The following is a 22894-nucleotide window of genomic DNA, read 5'->3' as shown; positions in this document are numbered from 1 at the left end:
GGGCGGGTGGGGGCACCGGCCGCGCACCCCCCGGCCGGGAGCGGACCGGATCGGAAGCGGACCGGAAGACCCGGCGCCTTTCCCCGGAAGCGGCCGGACTGGTGTGCTGTCCTTCGGGAGCGGATGACCCGCACGGGGGACGGGGCCGTCCGCTCCCGCCCGCCACCACCACCGGAGGGACGCATGCGGAGGCACCGGCCACGACCCGCCGGCAGCCACCCGGCCGGCGCGTCACCCGCACCCGTACGGTGCCTCCTGGAGGAAGCGCTCCAGCTCCAGCAGGTCGGTGCGGCGCAGGTCGTCCGGGTGCACCACGATCCGCAGCTCGGACGCGACCGGGGTGCCGCCCAGGCAGGCCCGGACGAAGGACTCCACGATCAGCTTGGCGAGCCGCCCGCGGTCCAGGTCCACGATCCGCGCGAGGCCCGAACCGAGCATCGGCACCGCGACCGGACGGTACCGCCCGTGCAGGGCCACCGACTCCCAGAGCCGTTCGAGGGCCAGCCCGAGGTACTCCGGACGCGACCTCGCCACCATGTCGTTGCCCAGCCGCGAGTACGCGGTGGCGAAGACCTGCCGGCGCCCGTGCGGCACCGCCACCGTCGTCCCGATCGGGTACCGCAGTCGGCGCCCGCGGGGCTTGTCCCGGCTGCGCTCGCGCTCGACCACCGGCACGGACCGCAGGGCCCGCTCCAGTTCGGCGTCCAGCAGCTCGCCGCGGCCGCCGAAGAGCCGCTCCACGAGCTGCCCCTGGATGCTGGAGCGGCTGATCACCACGTCCTGGTCGATCTCGGTGTCGAAGGTGTCGGTGAAGCCCGCCACCAGATTCGCGTCCTCCTGCTCGAAGAGGTCCCCGCACACGACCACGACCTCGATCGCCCGGTCGGGCAGCGCGATGCGCAGCAGCTCGTCGTCCCAGCGGCCCCGCAGCCTGGTGCGCAGCAGGCCGAGCTCGGAGGCCCAGGACGGGTCGTCCGGACGCTCCCGCACCGCCGCCTCGGCGACCGGCAGCGCGAGTTCCGGCCGGCCGAGCCTGACCCGGCAGGAGATCAGCTCCCGGCGGGCGGTGTCCTGCAGGCCGGTCAGCCGGCGGATCAGCGGTTCGGCGAAGTCCTCGCCGGAGGCCTCCGCCAGCGGCCGGCCGCGGACCATGCCCAGCGCCTCCTCCAGCCGCCACGCGGCCATCGCCGGTCCGACCTGGAAGGACTCGTTGACCAGCTCGGTGAACCGCGCGCAGTCCAGCTCCGCCGCCGAGAGGCTCAGCCGGTAGGCGGTCTCCGACCCCCTGGCCGTCGACAGCTGCTCGGTGCGCAGGACCCGCGCGCCGGCGGTCCGGTCGCCCCCGCCGATCGCGCGCCGCAGTTCGAACACCCGCTTCTGCACCTCGTTGCGGCCCCGCGCGCCCTGGCCCGGGAGGTCGGCCTGCCGGCCCCAGACGTCCCGGCGCAGCTGCCGGACCGGCACCGCCTCGCCGTCCGCGGCCACCAGCCGGACCAGCAACCGCCTGGTCAGCGGCGTCAGGCGCACCGGAACCCCGTCGGACTCCACCCGCACAGGCCCCAGCACGCTCACGCGGACACCCGCCATCGGACCCCCCACCCGCCTCGTCCCCGGCCAGGAGCCGCCTCGCTCAAGGCACCGAGCAGGATAGCAACCGGCGTGCCGCGCAGGAACGTTGATGAAGGGCGTGTCGGATGAGCGGTCGGCTCGCGGGCCGTTCGCCGGTGTCCCGGCGAACGGCGGCCGCCTTCCTGCGGAACACCGCGGCCGCCTTCGGCGGCCTGGCGGTGGCGGGGCAGCTCGCCGGGCCGCTCTTCCCCCACGGACTGCCCGCGCCCGGCTGGGTGACCGCCGGCACGGCCGGGGCCTGCGTGCTCTGGGGCGCGGTGCGGGCGCGTCCGGTCCCGGTGGTGCGCCAGGAGTTCCGGCGGCCCGACATGGCCGTGGTGGTGGAGGGCGGCGACCTCTTCACCGCCCCCGGCCACCTCGTCGTCGGCTTCTGCGACACCTTCGACACCGCCCCGGCGGACGGGCGGCTGATCGACGGGAGCAGTGTGCAGGCCCAGTTGCTGCGGCGGCGCTACGAGGGCGACCCGGACCGACTGGACGCCGAACTCGCCGCCGCCCTGGCCACGGTGGCCCCGCAGTCCCGTGAGCTCCGGGCGGACAAGCCGCTCGGCAAGCTCGACCGGTACCCGCTCGGCACCGTGGCCGTCCTCGGCCCCCCGTCGCGGCTGGTCTTCGCCACCGCCTACAGCCGGCTGGGCCGCGACCTGGTGGCCTCCTCCGGCGTCGAGGACCTCTGGTTCAGCCTCAACCGGCTCTGGGACGCCGTCGACCGGCGGGCCCGGACGGGCTCCGTGGCGATGCCGCTGGTGGGGTCGGGGCTCGCCCGGATGGACTACCTGGACCAGGACAGCCTGCTGCGGCTGATCCTGATGTCGTTCGTCGCCCGCTCCCGGGAGGGCGCGGTCTGCCGGGAGCTGCGGGTCGTGCTGCGCCCGGCGGACCTCGCGAACGTCTCCATGCCGGAGGTCCGGGCGTTCCTGCGGAGCATGGCCGCGGGCCTGGGCGAGCGGTGACGGCGGCGGCCCGGCCGCGGTGCGCCACCGCGGCCGGGCCGTTGGTCCGTGCTCGGGTCAGCCCCTGCGGCGGTAGGCCCCGAGGTCCCGGAACGGCTCCGTGTCCAGCCAGTCGTGGCCGCTGTCGTCCACCGGGCAGCCGGCCACCTTGAGCCGCTGCGCGACCTTCCGCAGCACGATGTTGAGGTCCGCGTCCGCGGTGAACCGGATCACGTTGCGGCCCGCCAGGTCGGAGGCCGGCCGGATGTCCCCGAACTCGAGGATCACCGTCCGCTCGGGGAAGGCCATCAGCACCATGCCCAGCTCGATCAGCACGTTCTGACGCGGCTGCCCGGCGGCCTCCCGCTCGTGCAGCGGCTCGGCCGGGCCCTTCAGGTCGTCGTGCAGCCGGGCGACGTCGTCCGGGGTGAGCAGGACGAGGGCGGCGCCGGCCACCGAGGGCGCGTGGGCCACCACCTCGCCGATGAACGGGGAGGCCGTCCCGGTCGTTCCGACCAGGTGCTCCCACTCCAGGGGATTCAGTCCCAGGCCGCGCAGCAGCCCGAACGCCTTGCGCCGCACCTGCTCGTCGCGGCCGTGGACCACGAAGACGTTGCGGGCGCGTTCGGCCGCGCCGGGCGGCGCCGTGTCCGGGCGCCGCCCGGCGGCCGGCCGGCCGTCCCCGCGGTTGACGGTCTTGCCGGTGGAGAAGTCGATGTTCCCGTTGCCGAAGTGGTTGCCGAAGACGGCTCCGCCACGGCCCGCTTCCTGGTCCGTCATGGGTCGGTTGTCCTTGTCCGTGGTCCGGGCGGTCAGTTGTTGACCTGCTTGTTCTGCGAGAAGTCGACGTCGCCGGTGCCGAAGTGGTTGCCGGCCAGGACGGTGGTCTGGTTGCGCCGGTGGTCGGCCAGGTCGACCTGGTGCTCGCGCAGGAAGCGCTCGACGAGGTGCAGCAGCCGGCGCTCCACGATCCGGGTGTACTTCTCGGCGTCCGACTGCTGGAAGTAGTGGTGGTAGGTGTCGCTGCAGGCCAGCTCCCGGATGCTGGTGCGCGCGCCGCGGTTCACCGCGAGCGTCGCGTAGCGGCCGAGGCCGAACTCGCTGCGGTCCGCGACCCCGACCAGTTCGACCTCGTAGCGCCGCCCCTCCTGGTAGTGCCGCCGCACGCGCGCGAGGGCCGTCATCAGGGGACCCAGGGGCACCAGGATCTTCCAGGCCCGGCTCGCCACATACCGCAGGGAGTGCCCGGCGGCCTGCCGCAGCAGCCGTCCGTCCAGCCGCTCCGGCAGCCGGTCGACCAGGTGGAACTCGGAGACCACCGGGGTGAGCACATGGCTGTGGAACTCGGTGTGCAGGGTGTTCCCGCGGACGTCGAAGCCCACGAACACCGAGGTGACCACCTCCTCCTCCCAGGAGCCGATCCGGGCGCACAGGTACTCGCGCGCCGCGCCGTACCCCTCCGCCCAGTGCTCGTCCCCGTCGTCGCCGATCGCAGGCAGCGGGCTCCAGCCCTCCCCCGCCGACCGGTCGTGCACGGTGACCGCCCGGGCGTACCGGTGGCGTTCGACGGTGAGGGTCGCGATCCGCTCGGACTCCCGCGCGGCGTCGCGCAGTTCGGCGGTGATGTGGTGCTGGACGAACGCGGCCAGCTCCGCGGCGTCGAAGGGGATGACGGGCCGGCGCGCGGTCACCACCGGGGCGGACGACCCGTCGGCCGGGTCCGGAGCCGCCCGGCCGGTCAGCCGGGCGATGAGGTCCGCGGCGGCGTCGCCCTCCTCCGGGGCCCCGAGCAGCAGTTGCGCGTTCGACCACCGGCGCAGCCTGGTCCCCGCCCCGACGAACGGCCGGTAGCCCCCGAAGTAGGCGACGCCGTCCCGGGCCGACTGCTCGCGGTCGATCTTCTCGACGAGTTCGTCGTCGAGGAGGTCGACCGCCGGGCGGCCGCCGTCGAACCCCCGGCCCGGCCCGGCCGTCTTGAGGCGGGTGACCAGGGTGTGCAGGGTGGCCACCCGGCGCAGGTAGTCGGCCGACCACCACAACCAGAGGGCGAGCACCAGCAGGGAGAGCCCGCTGATCACGCCGGTGACGGTGAGGACGGCCAGGAGGCCGGCTCCGATCCCGAGGTACACCCAGGAGTTGCGCTGCAGCGCGCGTGCCGCGAGGGCGTGCGCGAGCACCGGCACGGCGTCGTAGCCGAACGAGGGGGCCACCGCCCGGGCCCGGTTGGTCAGCAGTTCCCTGATGACCGCGCCGCGGTAGTCCGGATCGAGGTAGGTGCCCGCCGCGAGCAGCCGGGTGGCCCGGCTGCGGGAGTCCACCCCCGGGGGAGCGGTGGGCCCGGCCGGGCCCGGCGGCGCTGAGGGAGGGGCGCCATGGATCGTCATCTGTCCTTCAGAGCTCCTGTCGTGGAGGGGCCTGCCGTCATGGCCCGTCGTCATCCCGTCCGGATGACGGTGGCGCCGGTGATCTCGCCGTCGGCGACGGTGTAGCTGCCGCGGAAGCGCCGGACCGTCCCGTCCGTCTGGTGGGCCTCCAGCGTCGCGGTGACCTCGTCGCCGTCGACCGAGAGCACGGACACCGTGGTGGAGGCCGTCCCGTCGAAGCCGCCGACGAAGCTGTCGTAGTCGGCGGCGAGGTTGCGCCCGCCCAGGGACCAGGCCGTCCGGTAGGCGCCCGTGTTGACGGCCCTGAAGTAGTCGCGCACCACCGCGTCGGGCCGGGCACTCGTCGCGGTCGTCGTCGTGCTCGCGGTCGTCGTCGCCGTCGCGGTCGTCGTCGCCGTCCTTGTCGCGGAGCCGGACGGCGACGGCGGCGGGCCGAACCAGGACGAGGACGGCGAGGTGGTGGCCTCGGCCGTCGGCAGGCGCGAAGCGGACGGCGACGGCGTCCGGGTGGGTGAGGCGCTGCGGGTGGTGGGCGTGGCAACCGTCCGCGAGGCCGTCACCGGCTGCGGCTCCTCCCATCCGCCGGGGTACCCGCCACCGGCACCCGTGACGTAGGGGTCGTCGTAGTCGTCGTAGCCCCCGTCGTCCGACCCGAAGGAGATGCCGCCGCTCAGCCCGAGCAGCAGCAGGAGCACCGCCAGCGAACCCCCGGCGAAGGCCAGCACCCACGTGCGGACCTCCCCGGCCGGGGGGAGCAGCGACGGCGGCGGGTGGACGAGCCGGGTGGCGCCCCGGGCCCGGACCTGCGCCTCCACCGGGACCGGCGGCCCCGGGATCTTGTCGTTCAACGCGGACCTCCTGTGCGGTCACCGGCGGACTCGGGCGCGGCACCCGGCCGTCCCACCGCCGGTCACCGCCCCAGGATCGATCCGACCAGCCGCACTGCTTCCGCGGCGACAACCGGAACTCTTCCGATCCGCTTCCGATGCGGTCCCGGTCCCCACCCGCTCCGCTCCCGCTCGACCCCGACCGGCGGGCCGGCCCGCCGAGCACCCGGCCCGCAACGGAAAAGGCCCGGACCGGGCTGTGCCGGTCCGGGCTGTGCCGAGCGTCAGTTCACCGCCGGCCGCCCAGTATGTCGCGAGCGGTCTTCAACTGCGCCTCCCGGCTCCTCGATTCGCCTTCCAGAGCCTCCCGGCGGGACTGGATCTCAGATTCTTGGAACTCTGATTCGACCTGCACCCAGGTCTCGGTCAGTCCGGTCGACGACTTGCATTCCAGGTCCGCCTGGGCGACCAGGAACTCCTGGGCGCTCGGCTCCGGAGTGGACCAGGCGGCGTCGCCCACGGCGTCGAGGGGGTTGGAATAGTCGAAGCCCTTCCCCTTCATGCACGCGGACCATTTGGTGAAGCCCGCCACGATTCGCGGATCCGACTTCGAGAGGTTGAAGCTGTCGATATTGATACTGCCCGCCACTGAAGATTTTCCGACCACATCGCCGCCTCCGGCTATCCTGCGCGCCGCTTCACCGACGCACCCGCCGGGAGGGACGCCCTTCGGAGCGGATCCGCTTCCGTACATGACCGCGTTCTGCTTCTCGGTCAACGGGGCACCGGGATCCTGCGATTTCGCACCGGTCCATGAATCGGGAACGTGGTAGCCGCGTTTTTCCACGTCCGCCCTCACGACGGGGCCGTATCGGCGCGACATGCGGTACGAGTCGCCCTCGGCAGGATCACTTCCGCGAAAGTCGACCGGAGGAGTCGAGTACCTTTCGAGGCAGGAGTTGAGCATCACCCACTGGGCCTTCGATATCTCGAACACCTCGTGCTGGGAGAACATGTACTTCTGCACCGGGAGGAACAGGGGCCCTTGGTCCGGCGAGACGCTCTCGGCAGGCGCCGGCAGGCTCACGCCGGCCGCGGGCACCGGCGGAGGGGCGTCCTGCCCGTCGACGGATTCCGCACTGCTGCCGCAGGCGGCGGACAGCACGCCCAGGACCAGTACCAGAAGCAGGCCTCGCCGCATCATTCGCTCCAGTTCCGTGTCGGGAACACGGATCATCGCCATGGGCCGATGCCGGCTGGCCCATGGCGATGATCCGTCCTCACATGCCTGAACCCGTCAGACCGCTGGACCAGCTCAGCAGAACTGATTGATGGAGGCGTTGTTGTTGTACGTGTTGTACAGGTTCCCGTGGGATCCGGAGGACAGGTAGTCGCTGGCACCCGAATAGTTGCTGTTGTAGTAGACGTACAGGGTGCAGCCGGGGGACATGCGGTTGGCCGCCGACGCCGAATTGTTCTTCACCGCCTGGCCGGTTCCCGCGCCGCCGCCGGGGTAGGTGTAGCCCGCGAGGTTCGGGATCTCGATCCCGTGGCCGACACCCGCGTATGAAACGAATTCAGCGCCGGCCTGGTTCGAGTTGTAGTAGAGACATATCTTCGAGCCGGCCTGCTCGCAGCGACCCGTGTCGCCCCAACTCGTTCCGGAGTCGTGGGAGGCGAAGGCGGTTCCGGGAACCACGGCGACCGCGGCCACCGCCAGCGCGAACGCGGATGCAATCTTCTTCATCTGAACCATCCCTTGAGTCGTCGGATGAACTCGAAAAGATATGCCGTCAAAGCTGCTTCGAAGACTGCGGACGGAGCGGCCCTCTCAAATGGACGATTGCTCCACCGACAGCTCCAAGGTGATCCGTATGAGTCCAATCTGCCGCAGGCGCCCACAGCTGTCAAGGCATCAGATTCGCACCGTGCGCAGCAATGTCCAAATTGTTCAGGAGGTTCCATTTGCAGCCCAACCTCGATATTTCGTGACGGTCCGTCGCCCGGGGTTCGGCGGTGGTCGGGGCCAGTGGCGGGCCGGGCCGCCGAAGGGCGCATTTTCCTGACGGTCGGTCAGATATCGCCACGGCACCACCGCGGCCGCGGACACATCGCGGGCAATCATGTCTGCACGCGGTCAATAACTCGCCCCGTCGAGCGTGCGGACATGGAAAAGGCCCGGTTCAGACCGAGGCTGAACCGGGTCCTACCGGTGGGCCGCCAGGGGCTCGAACCCTGAACCTACGGATTAAAAGTCCGCAGCTCTGCCAATTGAGCTAGCGGCCCGTGGCCCGGCCGGGGTGGTGCGGGGTGCTGGTGGCGGGCCGCCGTGATCCTACCCGGTGGGGGCGGGCTCACGCGGGTGCGGCCGCCGGGTGGTGCGTCCAGTGGGCGGTGCGGACGCGGCGGAGCCAGGCGTCGGCCGGACGCTCGTCCGGGCGCTCGGGCAGGACGCCCGGGCGGTCGAGGCGGTCGGTGGCGGAGGCGAGCAGGGCCTCGGCGTGGGCGGGGTCGTCGGCGATGCGCTCGCCGAGGGCGCGCACGCGCTCCGGGTCGGGCAGCCGGACCAGGTTGTGGCCGGCCTCGTGCAGGTGGACGGCCTGGTCGAGGAGACGGACCAGGTGACGGGCGTGCTTGGCCGCCCTGGCCCGGCCGGCCGGGTCGGAGGCGTCGCGGGTCCGCAGCTTGCGGAACTGCTGGGTGGCGTAGCCGAGATAGGCGTTGCGGACCGCCCGGGCGCTGAGGAAGGAGCGGCGGATCGCGATCAGCTCCTCGCCGAGCGGGGTGCGGACCTCGTAGAGGTCGTCGGGCAGCCAGACCAGCTCGGAGGCGGTGGGGTTGCAGCCGAGCGCCAGCCGGCACCACTTGGCGGCCTCGTGCAGGGTGCGGTCCGGGGCGGTGGTGACGTGCGACTCGGCGGGGCGGTGCAGGCCGTGGAAGCGCTCGGTCGGGGCGGCGAACAGGCCGAGCCGGTCGATGTCGGAGCCGGCGTGGGCCAGCCCGTACGCGGTCGAACCGACGATGCCGGAGAGCAGCACGGTGCCGGGCGCGGTGGACATGGGTGGACTCCTCTCGACGGCCGGTGCCGAGGAGTCTGCCCGCCGGGGGCGCGGCGGGCGAACGGATTTCCGGCCGGCCGGCGCGTAGGGTACGGAGCATGCCCACCGCGAACGGTTCCGAGCAGCCCGACGTCGTTCTCGTCACCGGTGCCGGGCGCGGCATCGGTGCCGCCACCGCGCTGCTGGCCGGGCGGCGCGGCTACCGGGTGTGCGTCAACTACCGGGCGGACGAGGCCGCCGCCGCCTCGGTGGTGGACGCGATCCGGGCCGACGGGGGCACCGCGCTCGCCGTCCGCGCGGACGTCGGCCGAAGCGCCGAGGTGGCCCGGCTGTTCGACACCGTCGACGCCGAACTCGGGCCGCTCACCGCCCTGGTGAACAACGCCGGCACGCTGGAGAAGCAGACCCGGCTGGAGGACATCGACGAGGAGCGGCTGAACCGGATCTGGGCCGCCAACATCACCGGCCCGTTCCTGTGCGCCGCGCAGGCCGTGCGCCGGATGTCCACCCGGCACGGCGGACGCGGCGGCACCATCGTCAACGTCTCCTCGGCCGCCTCCCGGCTCGGCTCGCCCAACGAGTACGTGGACTACGCGGCGGCGAAGGGGGCCGTCGACTCGATGACCCGCGGGCTGGCCCTGGAGGTCGCCGCCGAGGGCATCCGGGTCAACGCGGTGCGCCCCGGCCTGATCCACACCGGCATCCACGCGCTGGGCGGCGAGCCCGGCCGGGTCGACCGGGTCGCGCCGAACCTGCCGATGCGCCGCGGCGGGCAGCCCGAGGAGGTCGCGGAGGCGATCCTCTTCCTGCTGTCGCCGGCCTCCTCGTACACCACGGGCGCGTTCCTGGACGTCTCCGGCGGCCGGTGAGCACCGGGGCCGGAAGCCGACTTCAGGTCAAGATCGGAAAGGCGGACCTCCTCCTTCCCCCGGCACGATCCGCGACCGTACGGTGGTGGCCATGACCGACGACGTGCAGTCCGCCTTCATCGACATCCCCGGGGTGCGCAACTTCCGTGACGCCGGGGGCGTCGGCTCGCTCCGCCGGGGCGTGCTGTTCCGCTCCGGCTCCTTCCACACCCTCGCCCCCGAGGGCGCCCTGCGGCTCAAGGCCCTCGGCCTGCGCACCGTGATCGACCTGCGCAGCCGCGAGGAGCTCGCGGCCTTCCCGGACCGGCTGGACGGGCTCGACCAGGAGACCCTCCACCTCCCCACCCTGCCCGCCGACCGGGAGGACTGCGACCGCCCCTGGCCGGAGGACCAGGTCGAGCTGTACCCGTTCATGGCCGCCACCGCCGGACGGTCGCTGGTCGCCGCGATCCGCCGTCTCGGCACCCCCGGCACCCTGTCCGCCGTCGTCCACTGCGCCGTCGGCAAGGACCGCACCGGCCTCACCATCGCCGTCGTGCAGTCCCTGCTGGGCGCCTCCGAGGCCGACATCACCGCCGACTACCTGCTCTCCAACACCGGCCTCGGCCTGCTGGACGGCCCCACCCCGTACATCGACGAGACCGGCGCCGAGCGGATCTCCCGCCCGGTCTCGGCGGAGCTGCTCGCCTCCTCCTTCGCCTGGATCCACGACCAGCACGGCTCCCTCCCCGCCTACCTGCACGCCCACGGCGCCACCGACGCCGACCTCGACGCCCTCCGGGCCAATCTGTCGACCTGACATGGACATGGCGCCCGCTGTTTTGCGGCGGGCGCCCGGCGGCCCGGTCAGTCCGCCGTGGCCGTCTTCAGAACCAAGTCGGCTTCCTCGTAGTACCGCGCAGAGTTGAACAGGCGGACGATCCGGAGCACCTCACGGTGCGGCCGACGGGCGGCACTGTGCAGCACGGCATCCGCCGCGACGGCGAAGCCACGGCCGCGGCAGGCCATCACGACATCAGGGATCCGGTGAACCGGGAGCTTGTCGCCGGCTTCGGCGAGAACAAGGTGCGCATCGCGGTCCCGGCCTTCCAGGAGGTACCCGAGGGCTTCTTCCAGCCCGGGTTCGAGGGGCGGCAGACCGACGGCACCCTGCCGGTCCCCTTCCGGCAGGGGGACCGGCAACTCCGGTCCGTTCCCGCCGACCGGGCCAGCGGGCCGGCCCGTAGCCTTCCGCCCGCCTGAACCAGGCTCTCCGTGCGTGTTTCTGGACCAGCGACGGCGCACCGACGGCACAGCGGCCGGAGGATCCTCCCCGCAGGTCGCAACCTGGTGGCCGCACTGGTCGCACTTCTGCAGCTCCCGGTCCCGGCAGCGCGGGCAGGGACGCTTCGCCTCCGCGCGCATCCGCTCCAAGGCGTCCAATGACCACGGGGGCTTCTGCCCCGAATCCGCCCTGGCTGCCGCGTGCAGCAGCCCGACCAGCTCTTCCTGCGGCACATGACGGGCGTTGAGGTAGCCGCTGAGCGCGCTCGGCGACACGATCAACCGTTTGGCGTTCACCGCCAGGGTGGCCTTTTCCAGGCACTGGTAGACGTCACACAGAGCCGAAGCCAGATCCCGCTGTTCACGAGTGCTGCCTTCGACGAAATTCCTGCCGACGTGGCCAAGCAGCGGCACATCCCCTCCACAGCACATCCACGGACACCTGACCATCCGAGTCTGTCCGATCAGCAAGACCTCGCAAAGACAGTCCTGTTCAGAGTTCAGCGAAAGATCGTTTGTCGCTGGCGCGAGCGCTCCAGCTGCCTCTACAACTAGAAGGGTCCACGTGGGTGGTCCGATGCACCGGACCGCTCAGGCTCCTGTGCGCTGCAGCCCGCGTGGACCCCACACGTCTCGACGGAGAGGAGCAGCCATGACCATCCCGTCATGGGAGGACGAAAACCTCGGCTCGATGAAGCGGGTGGCCCTGTGGCTGGCCGGGACGGTCGGCGAGGGCGGCATCTTCACCTACACCGATCTGCGGAAGGACTTCCCCGCCGTCGCGCAGATCGACCGGCGCGTCCGGGACCTGCGGGACCGGGGCTGGCGGATCGACACCTCGAGGCACGACAGCACCCTCGGCAGCGATGAACGGCGGCTGGTGTCCATGGGCGAAGCCGTCTGGGAGAATGGCAAGGGGCCGGGCAAGCGGGCCGGCGGCCTCAACGGCGCCAGGCGCCGCGAGGTGCTCATGCGGGACGGCAACTTCTGCCGGAGCTGCGGCATCACGCCCGGCGAGGAGTACGCCGAGTCCTACGAGACCGCACAGCTCGACATCGCCCGTCGCACCGTGAAGCATGCGGACGGCAGTGAGTCCGTAATGCTCATCACCGAGTGCCGTCGTTGTCGCATGGGAGCGCCCCGCGCGGAAACCGACGAGGCCGGGACGATCGCGGCGTTGGACAGCCTCGGCGACATGGAACGCAAGATGCTCGCCTCCTGGGTGCAGGAGGACAGGCGGGCCTTCGGCAGGGTCGAACTCCTCTGGGCCGCCTACCGCACGATGCCGGCAGAGTCGCGCCAGAACTTCCGCGAAGCCCTGAACGCCAGGCTGCTCTAGCCGCAGACGGCAGCCACGGGCCACCCTGCTCGTCCAGCACACACAGCCCTTCCCCCGTTTATTGGACCACCTGCCCAGCGATCAGAGGAGAACACCGGCATGAGCCCGGACCTTGGCCGGCCCCCGATGGCAGAACACAACCAGGAGCTGGTGGAGAAGCGGCTCCACGAGGCCGCCCAGGCCGGCGGGGTGCGCGAGTCGCTGAAGATCGAGTGGCGCAGCCAGCCGCTGAACATCGAAGTCATCGACATGCCGACCGACAGCCTCTACTACAACCCGGGCACGCACCGCATCCGCGCCCAGCGCAGTCACGACCCGCAGCTCGACGCCGCACTGGATGCCAACCCCTGGAGCCCGGAGAGCCAGGAGTACCTGCACACCCTGCTGCGGGCCAGGCCGTCGAAGCCTGCCGAGACGGATCCTGAATTCTCGGAACTCAAGAAGAGCATCGCGGAGTTCGGGCAGAACGACCCTGGCCTGATCACCCGTGACGGAATCCTGGTCAACGGCAACACCCGGCGCGCCGCGATGAAGGATCTCGGCAAGCAGACCATCCGGGTCGGTGTTCTCCCCGGCGACTGCACCTGGGCCGACATCAGCGCGGTCGAACTCTCCCTCCAGTTGCGCAAGGACCACCGGCGTGACTACTCGTACATCAACCGGCTGCTCGCGATCGAGGAGCAGGTCGCCCTGGGCCGGCCACTCGCAACCGTCGCCCATGACTTCCGTACCACCACTGCCGCCTGTGAACAGGACCTCTGGGTACTGGCATGCATCCGGGAGATGATCGGCCGCAGCTCCACCGGAGGCATCGGCTTGCGGCTGGTGGACTTCGAGGAGCACCAGGAGAAGCTGAAGGAACTCCGCCGCCGTTACGCCAAGGAACTGGCCGCCGGCAAGCGCGAGGCGGCGGAACTCATCAAGGAGACACGCATGGCCGCCATGGTCCTGGGCTTCTCCAAGACTGATGTCCGTGTCATAGAGGACGACTTCCACGAACGGTACCTCGCGCAGCGGCTGCCGGAGGAGCTGCGGCCACCGGCAGCCAGCGCCCCTTCTTCCGTCTCCATCCCCGGCCTCGGCCGCTCCGTCGCCGCGGCCGAGACCGCCAAGGTCTCGTCGGCGAAGGCGTTCACGGACTCCGTCCTCCAGCTGAAGGCCACCGAGGCGGCCGTCGGGAAGCTGCCCCCGGAGCAGATCACCGCTGCCACCCGGACCTTCGAGGCCGTTCACGAAGCTGTGGAGAGTGCCCTGGACCCGGCCGGCCGCGACGCCCGCCTGCGCAAGAAGAAGCGGGCGGCGCCGGACCGTCTCAATGACGCCAGCCAGGACATCGACCAGTGCATCACCGACCTGGTGCTGTCCCGCGGTTCCCGCAGCCTCGACGAGGAAGCATTCGACGAGGCCGTCCTCCAACTCCGCGCGAGCCTCGCCAAGCTCGCCAAGGAAGCGCAGCGGAGCGTGACCGAGGCCGGGGACGGGGTCAGCTGGTTGTTGAACGCCGTCCAGCAGGAGTCCTAGTGAGCCTCGCAGCAGAACCGTCTCTGCGGATCGGCTTCGACGTCTCCCGCACCGCTGCCGTCCTCCGGGCGGCAGCGGGCTTCCAGAGCGATCTCGCCCGGCTGTCCATGCGCTTCAGCAACGGCGCCATCCGGGGCCCCCTCTCGGCCGAGGTTCCCCTTGAGGACTTCCTCAGCAGCCTGGAGGAGCTCGGCGGCTGGCCGGTGCCCGAGAGCGTGGAGTGGGAGGACGCCCTGGCCGAGCTTGCCGGGAGCGTGCTGGACGACGCCGACGCCGCGCGCAGGCAGCTGTCGGGCGACACCGCCGGCGAGACCGTCACTTGTCCGGATGACGTGCCCGCACTGCTCGGCGCCCGCTGGCAGGCTGACCTCACCGCTTTCCAGCGGCGGGATGTGAGCCGGCTCCTGTCGCTGCGCCACGGCGCGAACTTCAGCGTTCCCGGGGCTGGCAAGACACGGACCACGCTAGCGGTCTACGCGGCACTCAAGGAGCAGAAGCAGGTCAGCCGGCTCCTTGTCGTAAGCCCGAAGTCGGCCTACGAAGCGTGGCAGACCGAGGCCGCCCTGTGTTTCCGGCAGCCTCCGCGGACCACGGTGATGGCCGGCTCACCGGATCCGGCGGCAGAGATCCTGATCGTGAACTACGAGCGGCTGGACCGTCAGCTCGCCGCGCTCGCGGGCTGGCTGAAGGCCGCTCCCAGCATGCTCGTTCTCGACGAGGCCCACCGGATGAAGCTGGGGTCCCAGGGGATCTACGGCGCGGCCTGCATGGCCCTGGGACCGCTCAGCAAGCGCCGTCTCATCCTCACCGGCACCCCGGCTCCCAACGGAGCGAGGGATCTGGAGAACCTGCTCTCCTTCGTCTGGCCCGGCCACGGACGGCGTGTCGTCAGCCAAGCCGTCGCCGGCGGTGATCTCGCACACGCCAGCACGGTCCTCCGTCCGCTGTACACCCGTACGACCAAGCGGGAGCTCGGCCTCCCCCCCGCAGTGACCACGATCCGGTATGTGGACATGCCGCCGCTCCACCGGGAGATCTACGACGCGCTCGCCGGGCAGTATTCGCTGCGGGCCGAGGCCTCGCGGTCTGACTTCGAGGCGCTCGGAAAGTCGATGCTGCGCATGCTGATGGCGGCCACCAGCCCGGCCCTGCTCCGGCAGGGCAGCAGCCAGTACGAACCGCTCGCGTACCGGCTCGAACCGTTGGAAGCTCCCGGGAATGCCTCGCTCCAGACCCTGCTGGCAGACCTGCCGTCGTACGAGCTGTCCCCGAAGTACCAGGAAGCCCGGCACCTTGTGGCGGAGAATGCCGCCCAGGGCAGGAAGACCCTGGTGTGGGCGAGCTTCGTCCGGAGCCTGACCACCCTCGAGCTGATGCTCAAGGAGTTCAGTCCCGCCGTGGTGCACGGCGGGACCCCCGACCGTGATGAGCAGATCCTCCGCTTCCGGGAGGACCCGGAATGCGCTGTCCTCATTTCCAACCCGGCCACCCTGGGTGAAGGAATCAGCCTTCACCAGGTCTGCCACGATGCCGTCTATGTCGACCGGGACTTCCAGGCAGGCCGGTTCCTGCAGAGCCTCGACCGGATCCACCGGCTGGGACTGCCACCGGACACCGAGACCCGGATCACGGTACTGGCGTGCCGCAATACGCTCGACGAGACCGTGGCCAAACGGCTTGAGCTGAAGCTGCAGTTCATGGGACGGATCCTCGACGACCCCGCTGTCCAGCAACTGGCGGACCTCCAGGAGGAACCGGCCATCGCAGCCGGCATGGACATGGCAGACATTCGAGCGTTCCTGGAGCACCTCGATGACGCGGCTTCCCGCTGAGGGTGCGATGAGGGCCGCCCTGCGATGGCTCCATGTCCTCCGGACCACGGACGTCGACCATGCCAGGGCCCTCTTCACCCACCATGACGCGTATGCCGATCTCACCCCCGCCCAGTACGCCGACGGCCTCGAATGGCTGGAGCGGATCAGGCTGATACCGGCACCGCGGCCACACGGCGGCTCGTCTTCCCTGGAGAATCGATTCCTCAGCCTTCAGTTGCTGGAACGGTCCCTGGAAGCCGTATACCCCGGCCAGGCCGACGAGCTGAGCCAGGATTCCGGCGGTCCGCTCCGTCCGTCGGCTCCCGGTCCGACGGCTCCCGCCGAGGCCCTTGCCCGCACGCTAGGGCTCACCCGTGGTGATGCGGATGCGGCTCTGGCGAAGGCCGGGCTCGCCGAACGCGCACGTGTGGGAGCGGCCGGCGAAGCCGCGCTGGTGGCTCTGCTACGGCGGACACTGCGGGGCGACGTCGTCCATGTATCAGAGTTCTCCGACCGTGCCGGTTATGACATTGCCGTCGAAGTCCCTGGCGGTTCTGTTCACCTGGAGGTCAAGAGCACCACGAACCGCGCAGGACGGACGCTCTTCCTGTCACGCCACGAGTACGAGACGATGCGGACGGATCCGGCCTGGCACCTGGTGTTCCTGGTACTCGACGAACAGGACCAGCTGGGTTCTGTGAGCACTGTCTCAAGGTCCTGGATCGAAAGCGTCGTCCCGGTGGACAGGCACCCCGGCGGAGCCGAGTGGGCATCCGCACAGCTCTCACTGCCGTCGTCCGCCCTGACACCGGGCATCACTGCTGTACACGGGTGTCTCCGGCGCGATGCCCCGGCCAGCCAGCTCGGCGCACCGCAGCCGGCCCTCTCCACTCACGCTCAGCCCGGATAGGTCACTGTCAGAACCTGCTGGCACAATCGGCCCGAGCCCGCCAGCCGAGTGCCGGAGCACACTACGCGTGGTGCTGGAGTGCAGCAACGCCTCCGCCTCTGCGACACTTGGCCTTTGCGTGTCACAGCCAGGGAGGACGCCCATGACCACCAGCGAGAAGCCGCCGCTGACCTCAGTCGAGATCTGCGCCGGCGCTGGCGGACAAGCCGTGGGCCTCCACAAGGCAGGCTTCAAGCACGTGGCCCTCGTCGAAATCGACAAGCATGCGGCAGCAGCCCTGGACAGGAACCTGCAGGACCGCGACGAGTGGGAGTGGGAGCGGCAGCACGGCAAGGTCCACCCCATGGACGTCAAGGACTTCAAGCCGGCCGAGCACATCACGGACTTCAAGCACGGAGAAATCGACCTGCTGGCCGGCGGAGTGCCCTGCCCGCCATTCTCGCTGGCCGGCCGCCAACTCGGCCAGGACGACGAGCGGGACCTGTTTCCGACCATGCTCGATCTTGTCAAGAAGATCGGGCCGAAGGCCGTGATGATCGAGAATGTGCGCGGCCTCCTGCAGCCCGCGCACAAATTCGCGGGGTACCGCGACTACATTGTCTCCGAGCTGGAAACGCTCGGCTATCACGTCTGCAAGTGGGACATGGTCGAGGCCGCCGACTACGGAGTTCCCCAGCTCCGGCCACGGGCCATCCTGGTGGCCATTCATTCTGATTACTACGCGGAAAAGTTTGAGTGGCCAACCGGCAATAGTGAATACAAAACGGTCTTCGAAGCACTTAAGAAGAGCATGAAGATCCGGTACGACAAAGCGAAGAAGCTCTACCCGGAACTGGCCGCGGACCTTGACGAGCGGCGCAGGTACTGGGAGAAGAAGGCCAAGGCAGGGGGCGTCGCCCCGACTCTCGTCGGCGGCTCCAAGAAGCACGGCGGCGCCGACCTCGGCCCCAGCCGGGCGAAAGCCGCCTGGCGGCAACTCGGCGTCGATGCGATGGGCGTGGCGAATGACGAAGACGGCGAGATCAACGTCGGACGGGACCTGCTGAGCGAGCACGGCCCCAAGCTCACCGTGCGCCAGGCCGCCATCATCCAGGGCTTCCCTGAGAACTGGTACTTCGAGGGAGGAAAGACCGCCCGCTACCGGCAGGTCGGGAACGCGTTCCCACCCCCGGTTGCCGAGGCCTTCGGGCGCGCCATCGCCGAAGTGATCAGTCTCGGCCGTCGTCCTGACGCGGGCCAGTGCGAAGAGCCCTGGTCCGGCTCCGGCAGCTCAGGCACCCCCGCGGAAGACAGCTGCGGAGCCCCCTCGGCGTTCTCTGACAACCGTGCTGATCTCAAGGGCGCAACCCTCTGGTGATTCGTGCTCCCAGAACCTGAGCACGGTCCAGCCGGCCGCTTCCAACCGGGCATCGGTATCCCGGTCACGCTCGACGTTCCGCGTGACCTTCTCCGACCAGTAGCCCTGGTTGGTCTTCGGCGAGACGTAGTGCTCAGGGCACCCGTGCCAGTAACACCCGTCGATGAAGACCGCCACCTTCGCCGGGCGGAAGACAAGATCAGCCGTCCGGCGAACGCCTGGCAGAGGACGCGCGGCAACCCGGTAACGCAGGCCGCGAGCGTGGACGAGCTGCCTGATCCGCAGCTCCGGTTTGGTGTCGCGGCTCCGGATGGCCTGCATGTTCCGCCGGTTTGCCTCGGACGATGCCCATGATCCCTCCGGTGGGACCCAGGTATCAGTCATGGCGCTTCCTCGCATTCGGAACCTTCTACGGCGCAGAGTGCCGTGCTTCCAGGTTAGGCACGGGACAGGAATCTACCGCCGCTCCAGCCGCCACCGCTGGGCCGGGGAGTCGATGTCCTCCCACTGGTGGACCGGGGCGGTGGCGGGGTCGGCCGGAGCCGTGAGGGGCTTGCCGCTGATGAAGCTGGTCAGGGTGCAGGTGCCGGGGGCGTCGACGTGCGGCGGAGGTGTTCGCGCCCTTGGCCCGCCGTGATCAGCGGGCCAAGGGCGGTCTGTATCTGCGGGGGCTGCTGCCGGAGGGCCGGCGCAAGTCGATGCAGCCGATGGCGGAGCGCCTGGGGGTCGACCACCAGGCGTTGCAGCAGTTCATGACGTCCTCGACCTGGCCGGTCGAGGACGTCCGTGCCCGCCTGGCCAGGCGGGCGGTGCGGGCGGTGCGGCCGGAGGTGTGGGCCGTGGACGACACCGGCTTCCCCAAGGACGGCAGGGCCTCGCCCGGGGTCGCCCGCCAGTACTCCGGCACCCTGGGCAAGGTCGGCAACTGCCAGATCGGCGTCAGCGTCCACGCGCTGTCCGACACCGCCTCCTGCCCGCTGTCCTGGCGGCTGTTCCTGCCCGAGTCCTGGGACGGACCCGAGGCCGCCGGACGGCGGGCGGCCTGCCGGATCCCCGAGGACGAGCACCACCAGCCGAAATGGACCCTGGCCCTGGGCATGCTCGACGAACTCGCCGCCACCGGGCTGCGGCCCGCGGTGCTGGTCGCGGACACCGCCTACGGGGCGAACGCCGACTTCCGCCACAGCCTGGAGGACCGCCGCCTGGCCTACGTGCTGCAGGCCAAGGGCGAGATGACCGCCCACCCGGAGGACGCCGAACCGCACCAGCCGCCCTACGGGGGCCTGGGGCCGCGGCCGCTGCCGCGCTACCGAACCCACCCGATCCCCCTGCGCGAGCACGTGCTGGCCGCCGGACGCCGGGCCGGGCGGAGCGTGACCTGGCGCAAAGGCTCCAAGGCGGCGATGAGCGCGCACTTCGTCCTGCTGCGGGTCCGCCTCGCCGGGCGACGCCCGAGGCCGGCCGCCGACGGCACGATCCCCCTCACCTGGCTGATCGCCCAGTGGCCCGAGAACGAGGCGGAGCCGGTCAAGTACTGGATCTCGAACCTGCCCGCGGACATCCCTGCCAAGGACCTCGTCCGGCTGGCGAAGTCACGCTGGCGGATCGAGCACGACTACCGCGAGCTGAAGACCCGCCTGGGCCTGGACCACTTCGAGGGCCGCTCCTACATCGGCTGGCACCGCCACGTCACCCTCGTCAGCGCCGCCCACCTGTTCCTCACCGAACAGCGCGCCCTCCCAAAAGCCCTGTCCAGGGCCTGACCTTCGGTCAGGCCCTGGACCTCCTCCAACACCTCATCGCCACCTGGACCGGAACCTGCCCCACCTGCCGACAGCCCGCCCCATGGCAGCCCTACGACACCACCTAACAAAGCACTACTAGGCTGCGGCGAATGGTGTTCGACCCTCATTCCGCGCAGGACGGCCGCCCCGGTGGGCCGTCGGTCAGTCAGCAGTCCGCCATCGCCGAGGCGGTGGGCGCCTTGGAGGCCGCCGTGGCCGGGGTGGCGGACGGTCCGGACGGCGGTGAGCGCTTCGAAGCGGCGCTGCGCCGGCTGGGCGGGACGCTCGGGCCCGCCGGGGAGGCGGAGTCGGCGGCGGTCGGCCCCCGGCTGGCGGCGCTGCTCACGGACACCCCGCTGTTCCCCCGGGCGCACCTGGCGATGATGGTCGGCGCCTGCGTGGAGCGCGGCGCCGACCCGGTGGCCTGCGCCGACCGGGTGCTCGCCGGGCTGCGTGAGGCGCTGGCCGGCGCGCTGCTGCTGCTCGACCGGTGGGCCGGGGACGACGAGGACGCCCGGCCCGGTTCCGACCGGGACGACCCCGACCTGCCCGACCCCGACCTGCCCGATCCCGACCGGGACGACCCCGGCCGGGCCCACGCCCGGCTCGCCGGGGCCGGGCGGATCGACGCCTGGCACGCCCACCGGGCGGTGGCCGGCTGGTGGACGCTCGGCCTCTGGCAGCGGGCCGCGTTCGCGCTCTGCACCCATGCCGCCGTGCGCCGCGCGGCCCGCGCCGACGGCGTGACCGACGTCCTCACCGAGCTGATCGACCGCTACCGCGAGCGCTCCGAGCAGCACGACCTCAAGGGCCTGCGGTACCTGGCCGCCGCCCTCGACGACGAGCCGCTGCTCGTCCTGCACCGCCCGAGCGGCACCGGCTATCTGCTCCGGATGGACGGCCTGACCGACAACTTCCAGCTGCACACGCTGCTCGCCGAGGCGCTGATCGGCGGCGGCCACCTGCCCGGCATCCGCCCCGACCCGGAGGTGGTCGCGCTCAGCCGCACCGAGTGGCTGGACGGGCGCCGGTTCATCGCGACGGGCGCGTTCAACCTGGTCGCGCCGGACGGCGGTTGGATCTGGAACGAGGGCATGCCGGAGTCCATCCCGGTGGTGGACGGCGTGCGGACCCTCGTCCTGGACCCGCAGCCGTACGAGCGGAGCTGGGCGGCCGGGCGGTTCGTCGAGCAGGTGCCCGGCGACCTGCGGCTGGAGCGGGTCCTCCCGCCGGAGGAGGCCGCGGCCCGGCTGGCGGCCGCCGCGCCCGCGCTGCCCTTCGAGCAGGCGGTGCGGTAGCGGACCGCGCAGGGGGTCGCGGGGGCCCGGGCGGGCGGGCGGAGGCGGCGGGTTAGGGTCGGAAGCCCGGGGGAAACCCGAGAACCCGCCGCGGATCCGCACCGGATCCGCCGAGGAGTGGAGTCGACGATGGCGAGGATCCCGAACGCGCTCGCGAGCACCGCACCGGCCGCGCTGACCGCGGCGAGCGGTCTGGTCGGCGGTTACGGCGTCGCCCGGTGGACCGGGAAGCGGCAGCTCGGCGGCGCGGTGCTGGCCGTGGCCGGCGCGGGCGCCGCCGCGCAGTGGCACCGGCGCTCGGGCGCGCCCGCCGCGGCCGCGCTGACCGGGCTGTACGTGGCGGCCTTCGGCGGCTCGCACCCGCTGGCGAAGAAGATCGGCGCCTGGCCGTCGGTCTTCGCCGTCACCGGGGTGGTGACCGCCGCCTCGGCGCTCACCTCGGCGCTGGTCACCCGCAAGGGCTGAGCGGGTCAGCCCCCGAACCGGGCCTCGAAGGCGGCCCGGTTCGGCGAGACCGGCGTCCGGTCCCAGACCGCGAAGACCACCCGGTCGAAGGCCGCGCCGTAGCGGGCCAGCGCGTACTCGAAGGCCTCGGCGACCTCGGCCGGGTCGTTGCGGAACACCCCGCAGCCCCAGGCCCCGAGCACCAGCGCGCGCACCCCGTGCCGGGCGGCCGCCGCGAGCACCCGCTCGGCCCGCTCGGCGAGTACGCCCCGCACGTCCACGCCCCCGGGCGTGCGCAGGGCCAGCTGGCCGGCGTTCGGCGCCGGCGAGGTCAGGAAGGTGACGGCGTACGGGCGCGCCAGCAGCCCGCCGTCCTCGCCCCGCACCACCGGCACGTCCGGCGAGACGATCACCCGGTGGCTGTACCGGAGGTCGGTGGAGGCCCGGTGCGCCTCGTAGTAGTCCGGCGCCTCCCGCAGGCAGGTGTACAGCAGGGCGCTGCGGCAGAGGTCCTCCTCCTGGGCGCGGGCGCCGCGCAGATAGCCGCCGCCGGGGTTCCGCGCGGAGGCGAAGTTGAGCACCCCGACCGTCCCGGCGCCCGCCTCGACCAGCCGGCGGGCCGCCTGGACGCTGCCCTCGGCCGTCACCTCGACGGTGGCCGGGTCCGCCACCGGACCGGGGCCGCCCGCCGCGACCAGCGCGTCCAGCCCGGCCGGGTCGTACGACACCGTGCCGGCCCGCGCCGCCGCCAACCGCTCGGCCACCTCGACGAGTTCGCCCCCGGCCGCGTGGTAGTCCCCCCGTTCGACGATGCCCTCGTTCACCGCCGCCACGTCACGCATTCTGCTGCTCATGCCGCCGACGGTAGGTGACGGCGGAGGCGTCGCGCCACTGGTTATTCTCGGCCGTAGAACAACCGGGTGGACAGGAACCGCTGGACAGGAACCGCTGGACAGGAACGGCTGGACAGGAACGGCGACGGGCCCGCCCCACCGGAGTGGAACGGGCCCGTCGCCGACGCGTCAGGTGCTACGCGGCGTCAGTTCTTCCAACGCGGCTTGCGGTCGTCGCGGTTGAAGCCGGAGTTGCCGGAGTTGAAGCCGCCGGAGCGGCCGCCGCGGTCGTCACGGTCACGGTTGAAGCCACCGGACTGCGGACGGCCGCCGGAGCGGTGGTCGTCGCGGCGGGCGAACGGACGGTTGTTGCTGCCGCCGCGCTCGTCGCGGTCGCGGCCGAAGGAGCGGTCGCGGTCACCGAAGGAACGGGCCGGACGGTCACCGAAGGAACGGCCACCACGGTCATCGCGGTCACGGTTGAAGCCACCGCGCTCACGGTCACCGAACGAACGGCCACCACGGTCGTCACGGTCACGGTTGAAGCCACCGCGCTCACGGTCACCGAACGAACGGCCACCACGGTCGTCACGGTCACGGTTGAAGCCACCGCGCTCACGGTCACCGGTAC

General features: G+C 71.5%; 21 protein-coding genes, 1 tRNA gene and 1 pseudogene. 11 read left to right on the top strand and 12 right to left on the bottom strand.

Translation table 11 applies throughout. The features are described 5' to 3' along the window. Positions 1–231: 231 nt before the first annotated feature. Positions 232–1527 (bottom strand): AfsR/SARP family transcriptional regulator, encoded by a 1296-nt coding sequence (locus tag ABTX81_RS20585; RefSeq protein WP_350547710.1) that lies wholly within the window; start codon positions 1525–1527, stop codon positions 232–234. Positions 1528–1694: 167 nt separating this feature from the next. Here ABTX81_RS20585 and ABTX81_RS20580 point away from each other — a divergent pair, with 167 nt between their 5' ends. Then, on the top strand, positions 1695–2582 hold the full coding sequence (locus ABTX81_RS20580; protein WP_350547708.1) for a macro domain-containing protein: 888 nt from the start codon (positions 1695–1697) through the stop codon (positions 2580–2582). Between the two features lie 57 nt (positions 2583–2639). Here ABTX81_RS20580 and ABTX81_RS20575 read toward each other — a convergent pair whose 3' ends face one another. The 7 genes from ABTX81_RS20575 to ABTX81_RS20545 form a co-directional block, all read right to left on the bottom strand. Beyond that, on the bottom strand, positions 2640–3341 hold the full coding sequence (locus ABTX81_RS20575) for a TIR domain-containing protein (protein ID WP_350547706.1): 702 nt from the start codon (positions 3339–3341) through the stop codon (positions 2640–2642). A gap of 32 nt (positions 3342–3373) precedes the next feature. Then, positions 3374–4945, bottom strand: a complete 1572-nt coding sequence (locus tag ABTX81_RS20570) for an AbeC-like domain-containing protein (protein ID WP_350547704.1) — start codon at positions 4943–4945, stop codon at positions 3374–3376. Between the two features lie 50 nt (positions 4946–4995). Next, complete coding sequence (locus tag ABTX81_RS20565) at positions 4996–5793, bottom strand: hypothetical protein (RefSeq protein WP_350547702.1); 798 nt, start codon at positions 5791–5793, stop codon at positions 4996–4998. A gap of 268 nt (positions 5794–6061) precedes the next feature. Beyond that, on the bottom strand, positions 6062–7015 hold the full coding sequence (locus tag ABTX81_RS20560; protein WP_350547700.1) for a hypothetical protein: 954 nt from the start codon (positions 7013–7015) through the stop codon (positions 6062–6064). A 72-nt stretch (positions 7016–7087) separates the two neighbouring features. After that, positions 7088–7519 carry a peptidase inhibitor family I36 protein gene (locus ABTX81_RS20555; RefSeq protein ID WP_350547698.1) on the bottom strand — a complete coding sequence of 144 codons (432 nt, stop codon included), beginning with the start codon at positions 7517–7519 and terminating at the stop codon, positions 7088–7090. A gap of 466 nt (positions 7520–7985) precedes the next feature. Continuing rightward, positions 7986–8058: transfer RNA gene (locus ABTX81_RS20550), tRNA-Lys, on the bottom strand. 68 nt (positions 8059–8126) lie between these two features. Then, complete coding sequence (locus ABTX81_RS20545) at positions 8127–8831, bottom strand: nucleotidyltransferase domain-containing protein (protein WP_350547696.1); 705 nt, start codon at positions 8829–8831, stop codon at positions 8127–8129. A 98-nt stretch (positions 8832–8929) separates the two neighbouring features. On the opposite strand from ABTX81_RS20545, the gene ABTX81_RS20540 reads away from it, so the two are divergent. Next, positions 8930–9700, top strand: coding sequence for an SDR family oxidoreductase (locus ABTX81_RS20540; RefSeq protein WP_350547694.1), 771 nt, complete (start codon positions 8930–8932; stop codon positions 9698–9700). Between the two features lie 91 nt (positions 9701–9791). Further along, the gene (locus ABTX81_RS20535) at positions 9792–10499 is read left to right on the top strand and encodes a tyrosine-protein phosphatase (protein WP_350547692.1); all 708 of its coding nucleotides are present in this window, start codon (positions 9792–9794) and stop codon (positions 10497–10499) included. Positions 10500–10546: 47 nt separating this feature from the next. Here the strand turns inward: ABTX81_RS20535 and ABTX81_RS20530 are convergent, their stop codons facing one another. Beyond that, entirely contained in the window at positions 10547–11377 is an 831-nt protein-coding gene (locus ABTX81_RS20530; protein WP_350547690.1) for a hypothetical protein, read from the bottom strand. Between the two features lie 238 nt (positions 11378–11615). Here ABTX81_RS20530 and ABTX81_RS20525 point away from each other — a divergent pair, with 238 nt between their 5' ends. From ABTX81_RS20525 to ABTX81_RS20505, 5 genes are all read left to right on the top strand, one after another. Then, complete coding sequence (locus ABTX81_RS20525; protein WP_350547688.1) at positions 11616–12302, top strand: KpnI family restriction enzyme N-terminal domain-containing protein; 687 nt, start codon at positions 11616–11618, stop codon at positions 12300–12302. A gap of 99 nt (positions 12303–12401) precedes the next feature. After that, a complete protein-coding gene (locus tag ABTX81_RS20520; RefSeq protein WP_350547686.1) occupies positions 12402–13823 on the top strand; it encodes a ParB N-terminal domain-containing protein in 1422 nt (473 codons plus the stop codon). Next, positions 13823–15655 (top strand): DEAD/DEAH box helicase, encoded by a 1833-nt coding sequence (locus tag ABTX81_RS20515; RefSeq protein ID WP_350547684.1) that lies wholly within the window; start codon positions 13823–13825, stop codon positions 15653–15655. Before ABTX81_RS20520 ends, ABTX81_RS20515 begins: the two co-directional genes overlap by 1 nt. Then, on the top strand, positions 15636–16547 hold the full coding sequence (locus ABTX81_RS20510; RefSeq protein ID WP_350547682.1) for a protein NO VEIN domain-containing protein: 912 nt from the start codon (positions 15636–15638) through the stop codon (positions 16545–16547). The genes ABTX81_RS20515 and ABTX81_RS20510 overlap by 20 nt, the downstream gene beginning before the upstream one ends. A gap of 142 nt (positions 16548–16689) precedes the next feature. After that, positions 16690–17904: a DNA cytosine methyltransferase gene (locus tag ABTX81_RS20505; RefSeq protein WP_350547680.1), complete on the top strand. Its 1215-nt coding sequence runs from the start codon at positions 16690–16692 to the stop codon at positions 17902–17904. On the opposite strand, the gene ABTX81_RS20500 is transcribed toward ABTX81_RS20505, so the two are convergent. After that, on the bottom strand, positions 17818–18288 hold the full coding sequence (locus ABTX81_RS20500) for a very short patch repair endonuclease (protein WP_350547678.1): 471 nt from the start codon (positions 18286–18288) through the stop codon (positions 17818–17820). The genes ABTX81_RS20505 and ABTX81_RS20500 overlap by 87 nt on opposite strands. A 227-nt stretch (positions 18289–18515) precedes the next feature. On the opposite strand from ABTX81_RS20500, the gene ABTX81_RS20495 reads away from it, so the two are divergent. The 3 genes from ABTX81_RS20495 to ABTX81_RS20485 all read left to right on the top strand — a co-directional run bounded on the left by ABTX81_RS20495 (position 18516) and on the right by ABTX81_RS20485 (position 21451). Continuing rightward, positions 18516–19667, top strand: coding sequence for an IS701 family transposase (locus tag ABTX81_RS20495; RefSeq protein ID WP_350547676.1), 1152 nt, complete (start codon positions 18516–18518; stop codon positions 19665–19667). A gap of 131 nt (positions 19668–19798) precedes the next feature. Continuing rightward, positions 19799–20986 (top strand): hypothetical protein, encoded by a 1188-nt coding sequence (locus ABTX81_RS20490; protein ID WP_350547674.1) that lies wholly within the window; start codon positions 19799–19801, stop codon positions 20984–20986. Between the two features lie 129 nt (positions 20987–21115). Continuing rightward, positions 21116–21451, top strand: coding sequence for a hypothetical protein (locus ABTX81_RS20485; protein WP_350547672.1), 336 nt, complete (start codon positions 21116–21118; stop codon positions 21449–21451). Between the two features lie 5 nt (positions 21452–21456). On the opposite strand, the gene ABTX81_RS20480 is transcribed toward ABTX81_RS20485, so the two are convergent. Both ABTX81_RS20480 and ABTX81_RS20475 read right to left on the bottom strand, forming a co-directional pair. Beyond that, on the bottom strand, positions 21457–22284 hold the full coding sequence (locus ABTX81_RS20480; protein ID WP_350547670.1) for a TIGR02452 family protein: 828 nt from the start codon (positions 22282–22284) through the stop codon (positions 21457–21459). Between the two features lie 185 nt (positions 22285–22469). Beyond that, positions 22470–22894, bottom strand: a pseudogene (locus ABTX81_RS20475) (DEAD/DEAH box helicase); the annotation flags it as partial.

Origin of the sequence: Kitasatospora sp. NPDC097605 (genome assembly GCF_040302725.1) — a bacterium.
Classification (GTDB): domain Bacteria; phylum Actinomycetota; class Actinomycetes; order Streptomycetales; family Streptomycetaceae; genus Kitasatospora.
This window is presented reverse-complemented; position numbering and strand designations above follow the sequence as displayed.

Excerpts from the sequence above, each read along its gene's own strand:
- ABTX81_RS20535 (WP_350547692.1), top strand. The coding sequence starts at position 9,792 with ATGACCGACGACGTGCAGTCCGCCTTCATCGACATCCCCGGGGTGCGC.
- ABTX81_RS20500 (WP_350547678.1), bottom strand. The coding sequence starts at position 18,288 with ATGACTGATACCTGGGTCCCACCGGAGGGATCATGGGCATCGTCCGAG.
- ABTX81_RS20570 (WP_350547704.1), bottom strand. The coding sequence starts at position 4,945 with ATGACGATCCATGGCGCCCCTCCCTCAGCGCCGCCGGGCCCGGCCGGG.
- ABTX81_RS20560 (WP_350547700.1), bottom strand. The coding sequence starts at position 7,015 with ATGGCGATGATCCGTGTTCCCGACACGGAACTGGAGCGAATGATGCGG.
- ABTX81_RS20545 (WP_350547696.1), bottom strand. The coding sequence starts at position 8,831 with ATGTCCACCGCGCCCGGCACCGTGCTGCTCTCCGGCATCGTCGGTTCG.
- ABTX81_RS20490 (WP_350547674.1), top strand. The coding sequence starts at position 19,799 with ATGGTGTTCGACCCTCATTCCGCGCAGGACGGCCGCCCCGGTGGGCCG.
- ABTX81_RS20520 (WP_350547686.1), top strand. The coding sequence starts at position 12,402 with ATGAGCCCGGACCTTGGCCGGCCCCCGATGGCAGAACACAACCAGGAG.
- ABTX81_RS20575 (WP_350547706.1), bottom strand. The coding sequence starts at position 3,341 with ATGACGGACCAGGAAGCGGGCCGTGGCGGAGCCGTCTTCGGCAACCAC.
- ABTX81_RS20525 (WP_350547688.1), top strand. The coding sequence starts at position 11,616 with ATGACCATCCCGTCATGGGAGGACGAAAACCTCGGCTCGATGAAGCGG.
- ABTX81_RS20485 (WP_350547672.1), top strand. The coding sequence starts at position 21,116 with ATGGCGAGGATCCCGAACGCGCTCGCGAGCACCGCACCGGCCGCGCTG.
- ABTX81_RS20540 (WP_350547694.1), top strand. The coding sequence starts at position 8,930 with ATGCCCACCGCGAACGGTTCCGAGCAGCCCGACGTCGTTCTCGTCACC.
- ABTX81_RS20480 (WP_350547670.1), bottom strand. The coding sequence starts at position 22,284 with ATGAGCAGCAGAATGCGTGACGTGGCGGCGGTGAACGAGGGCATCGTC.
- ABTX81_RS20510 (WP_350547682.1), top strand. The coding sequence starts at position 15,636 with ATGACGCGGCTTCCCGCTGAGGGTGCGATGAGGGCCGCCCTGCGATGG.
- ABTX81_RS20555 (WP_350547698.1), bottom strand. The coding sequence starts at position 7,519 with ATGAAGAAGATTGCATCCGCGTTCGCGCTGGCGGTGGCCGCGGTCGCC.
- ABTX81_RS20505 (WP_350547680.1), top strand. The coding sequence starts at position 16,690 with ATGACCACCAGCGAGAAGCCGCCGCTGACCTCAGTCGAGATCTGCGCC.
- ABTX81_RS20580 (WP_350547708.1), top strand. The coding sequence starts at position 1,695 with ATGAGCGGTCGGCTCGCGGGCCGTTCGCCGGTGTCCCGGCGAACGGCG.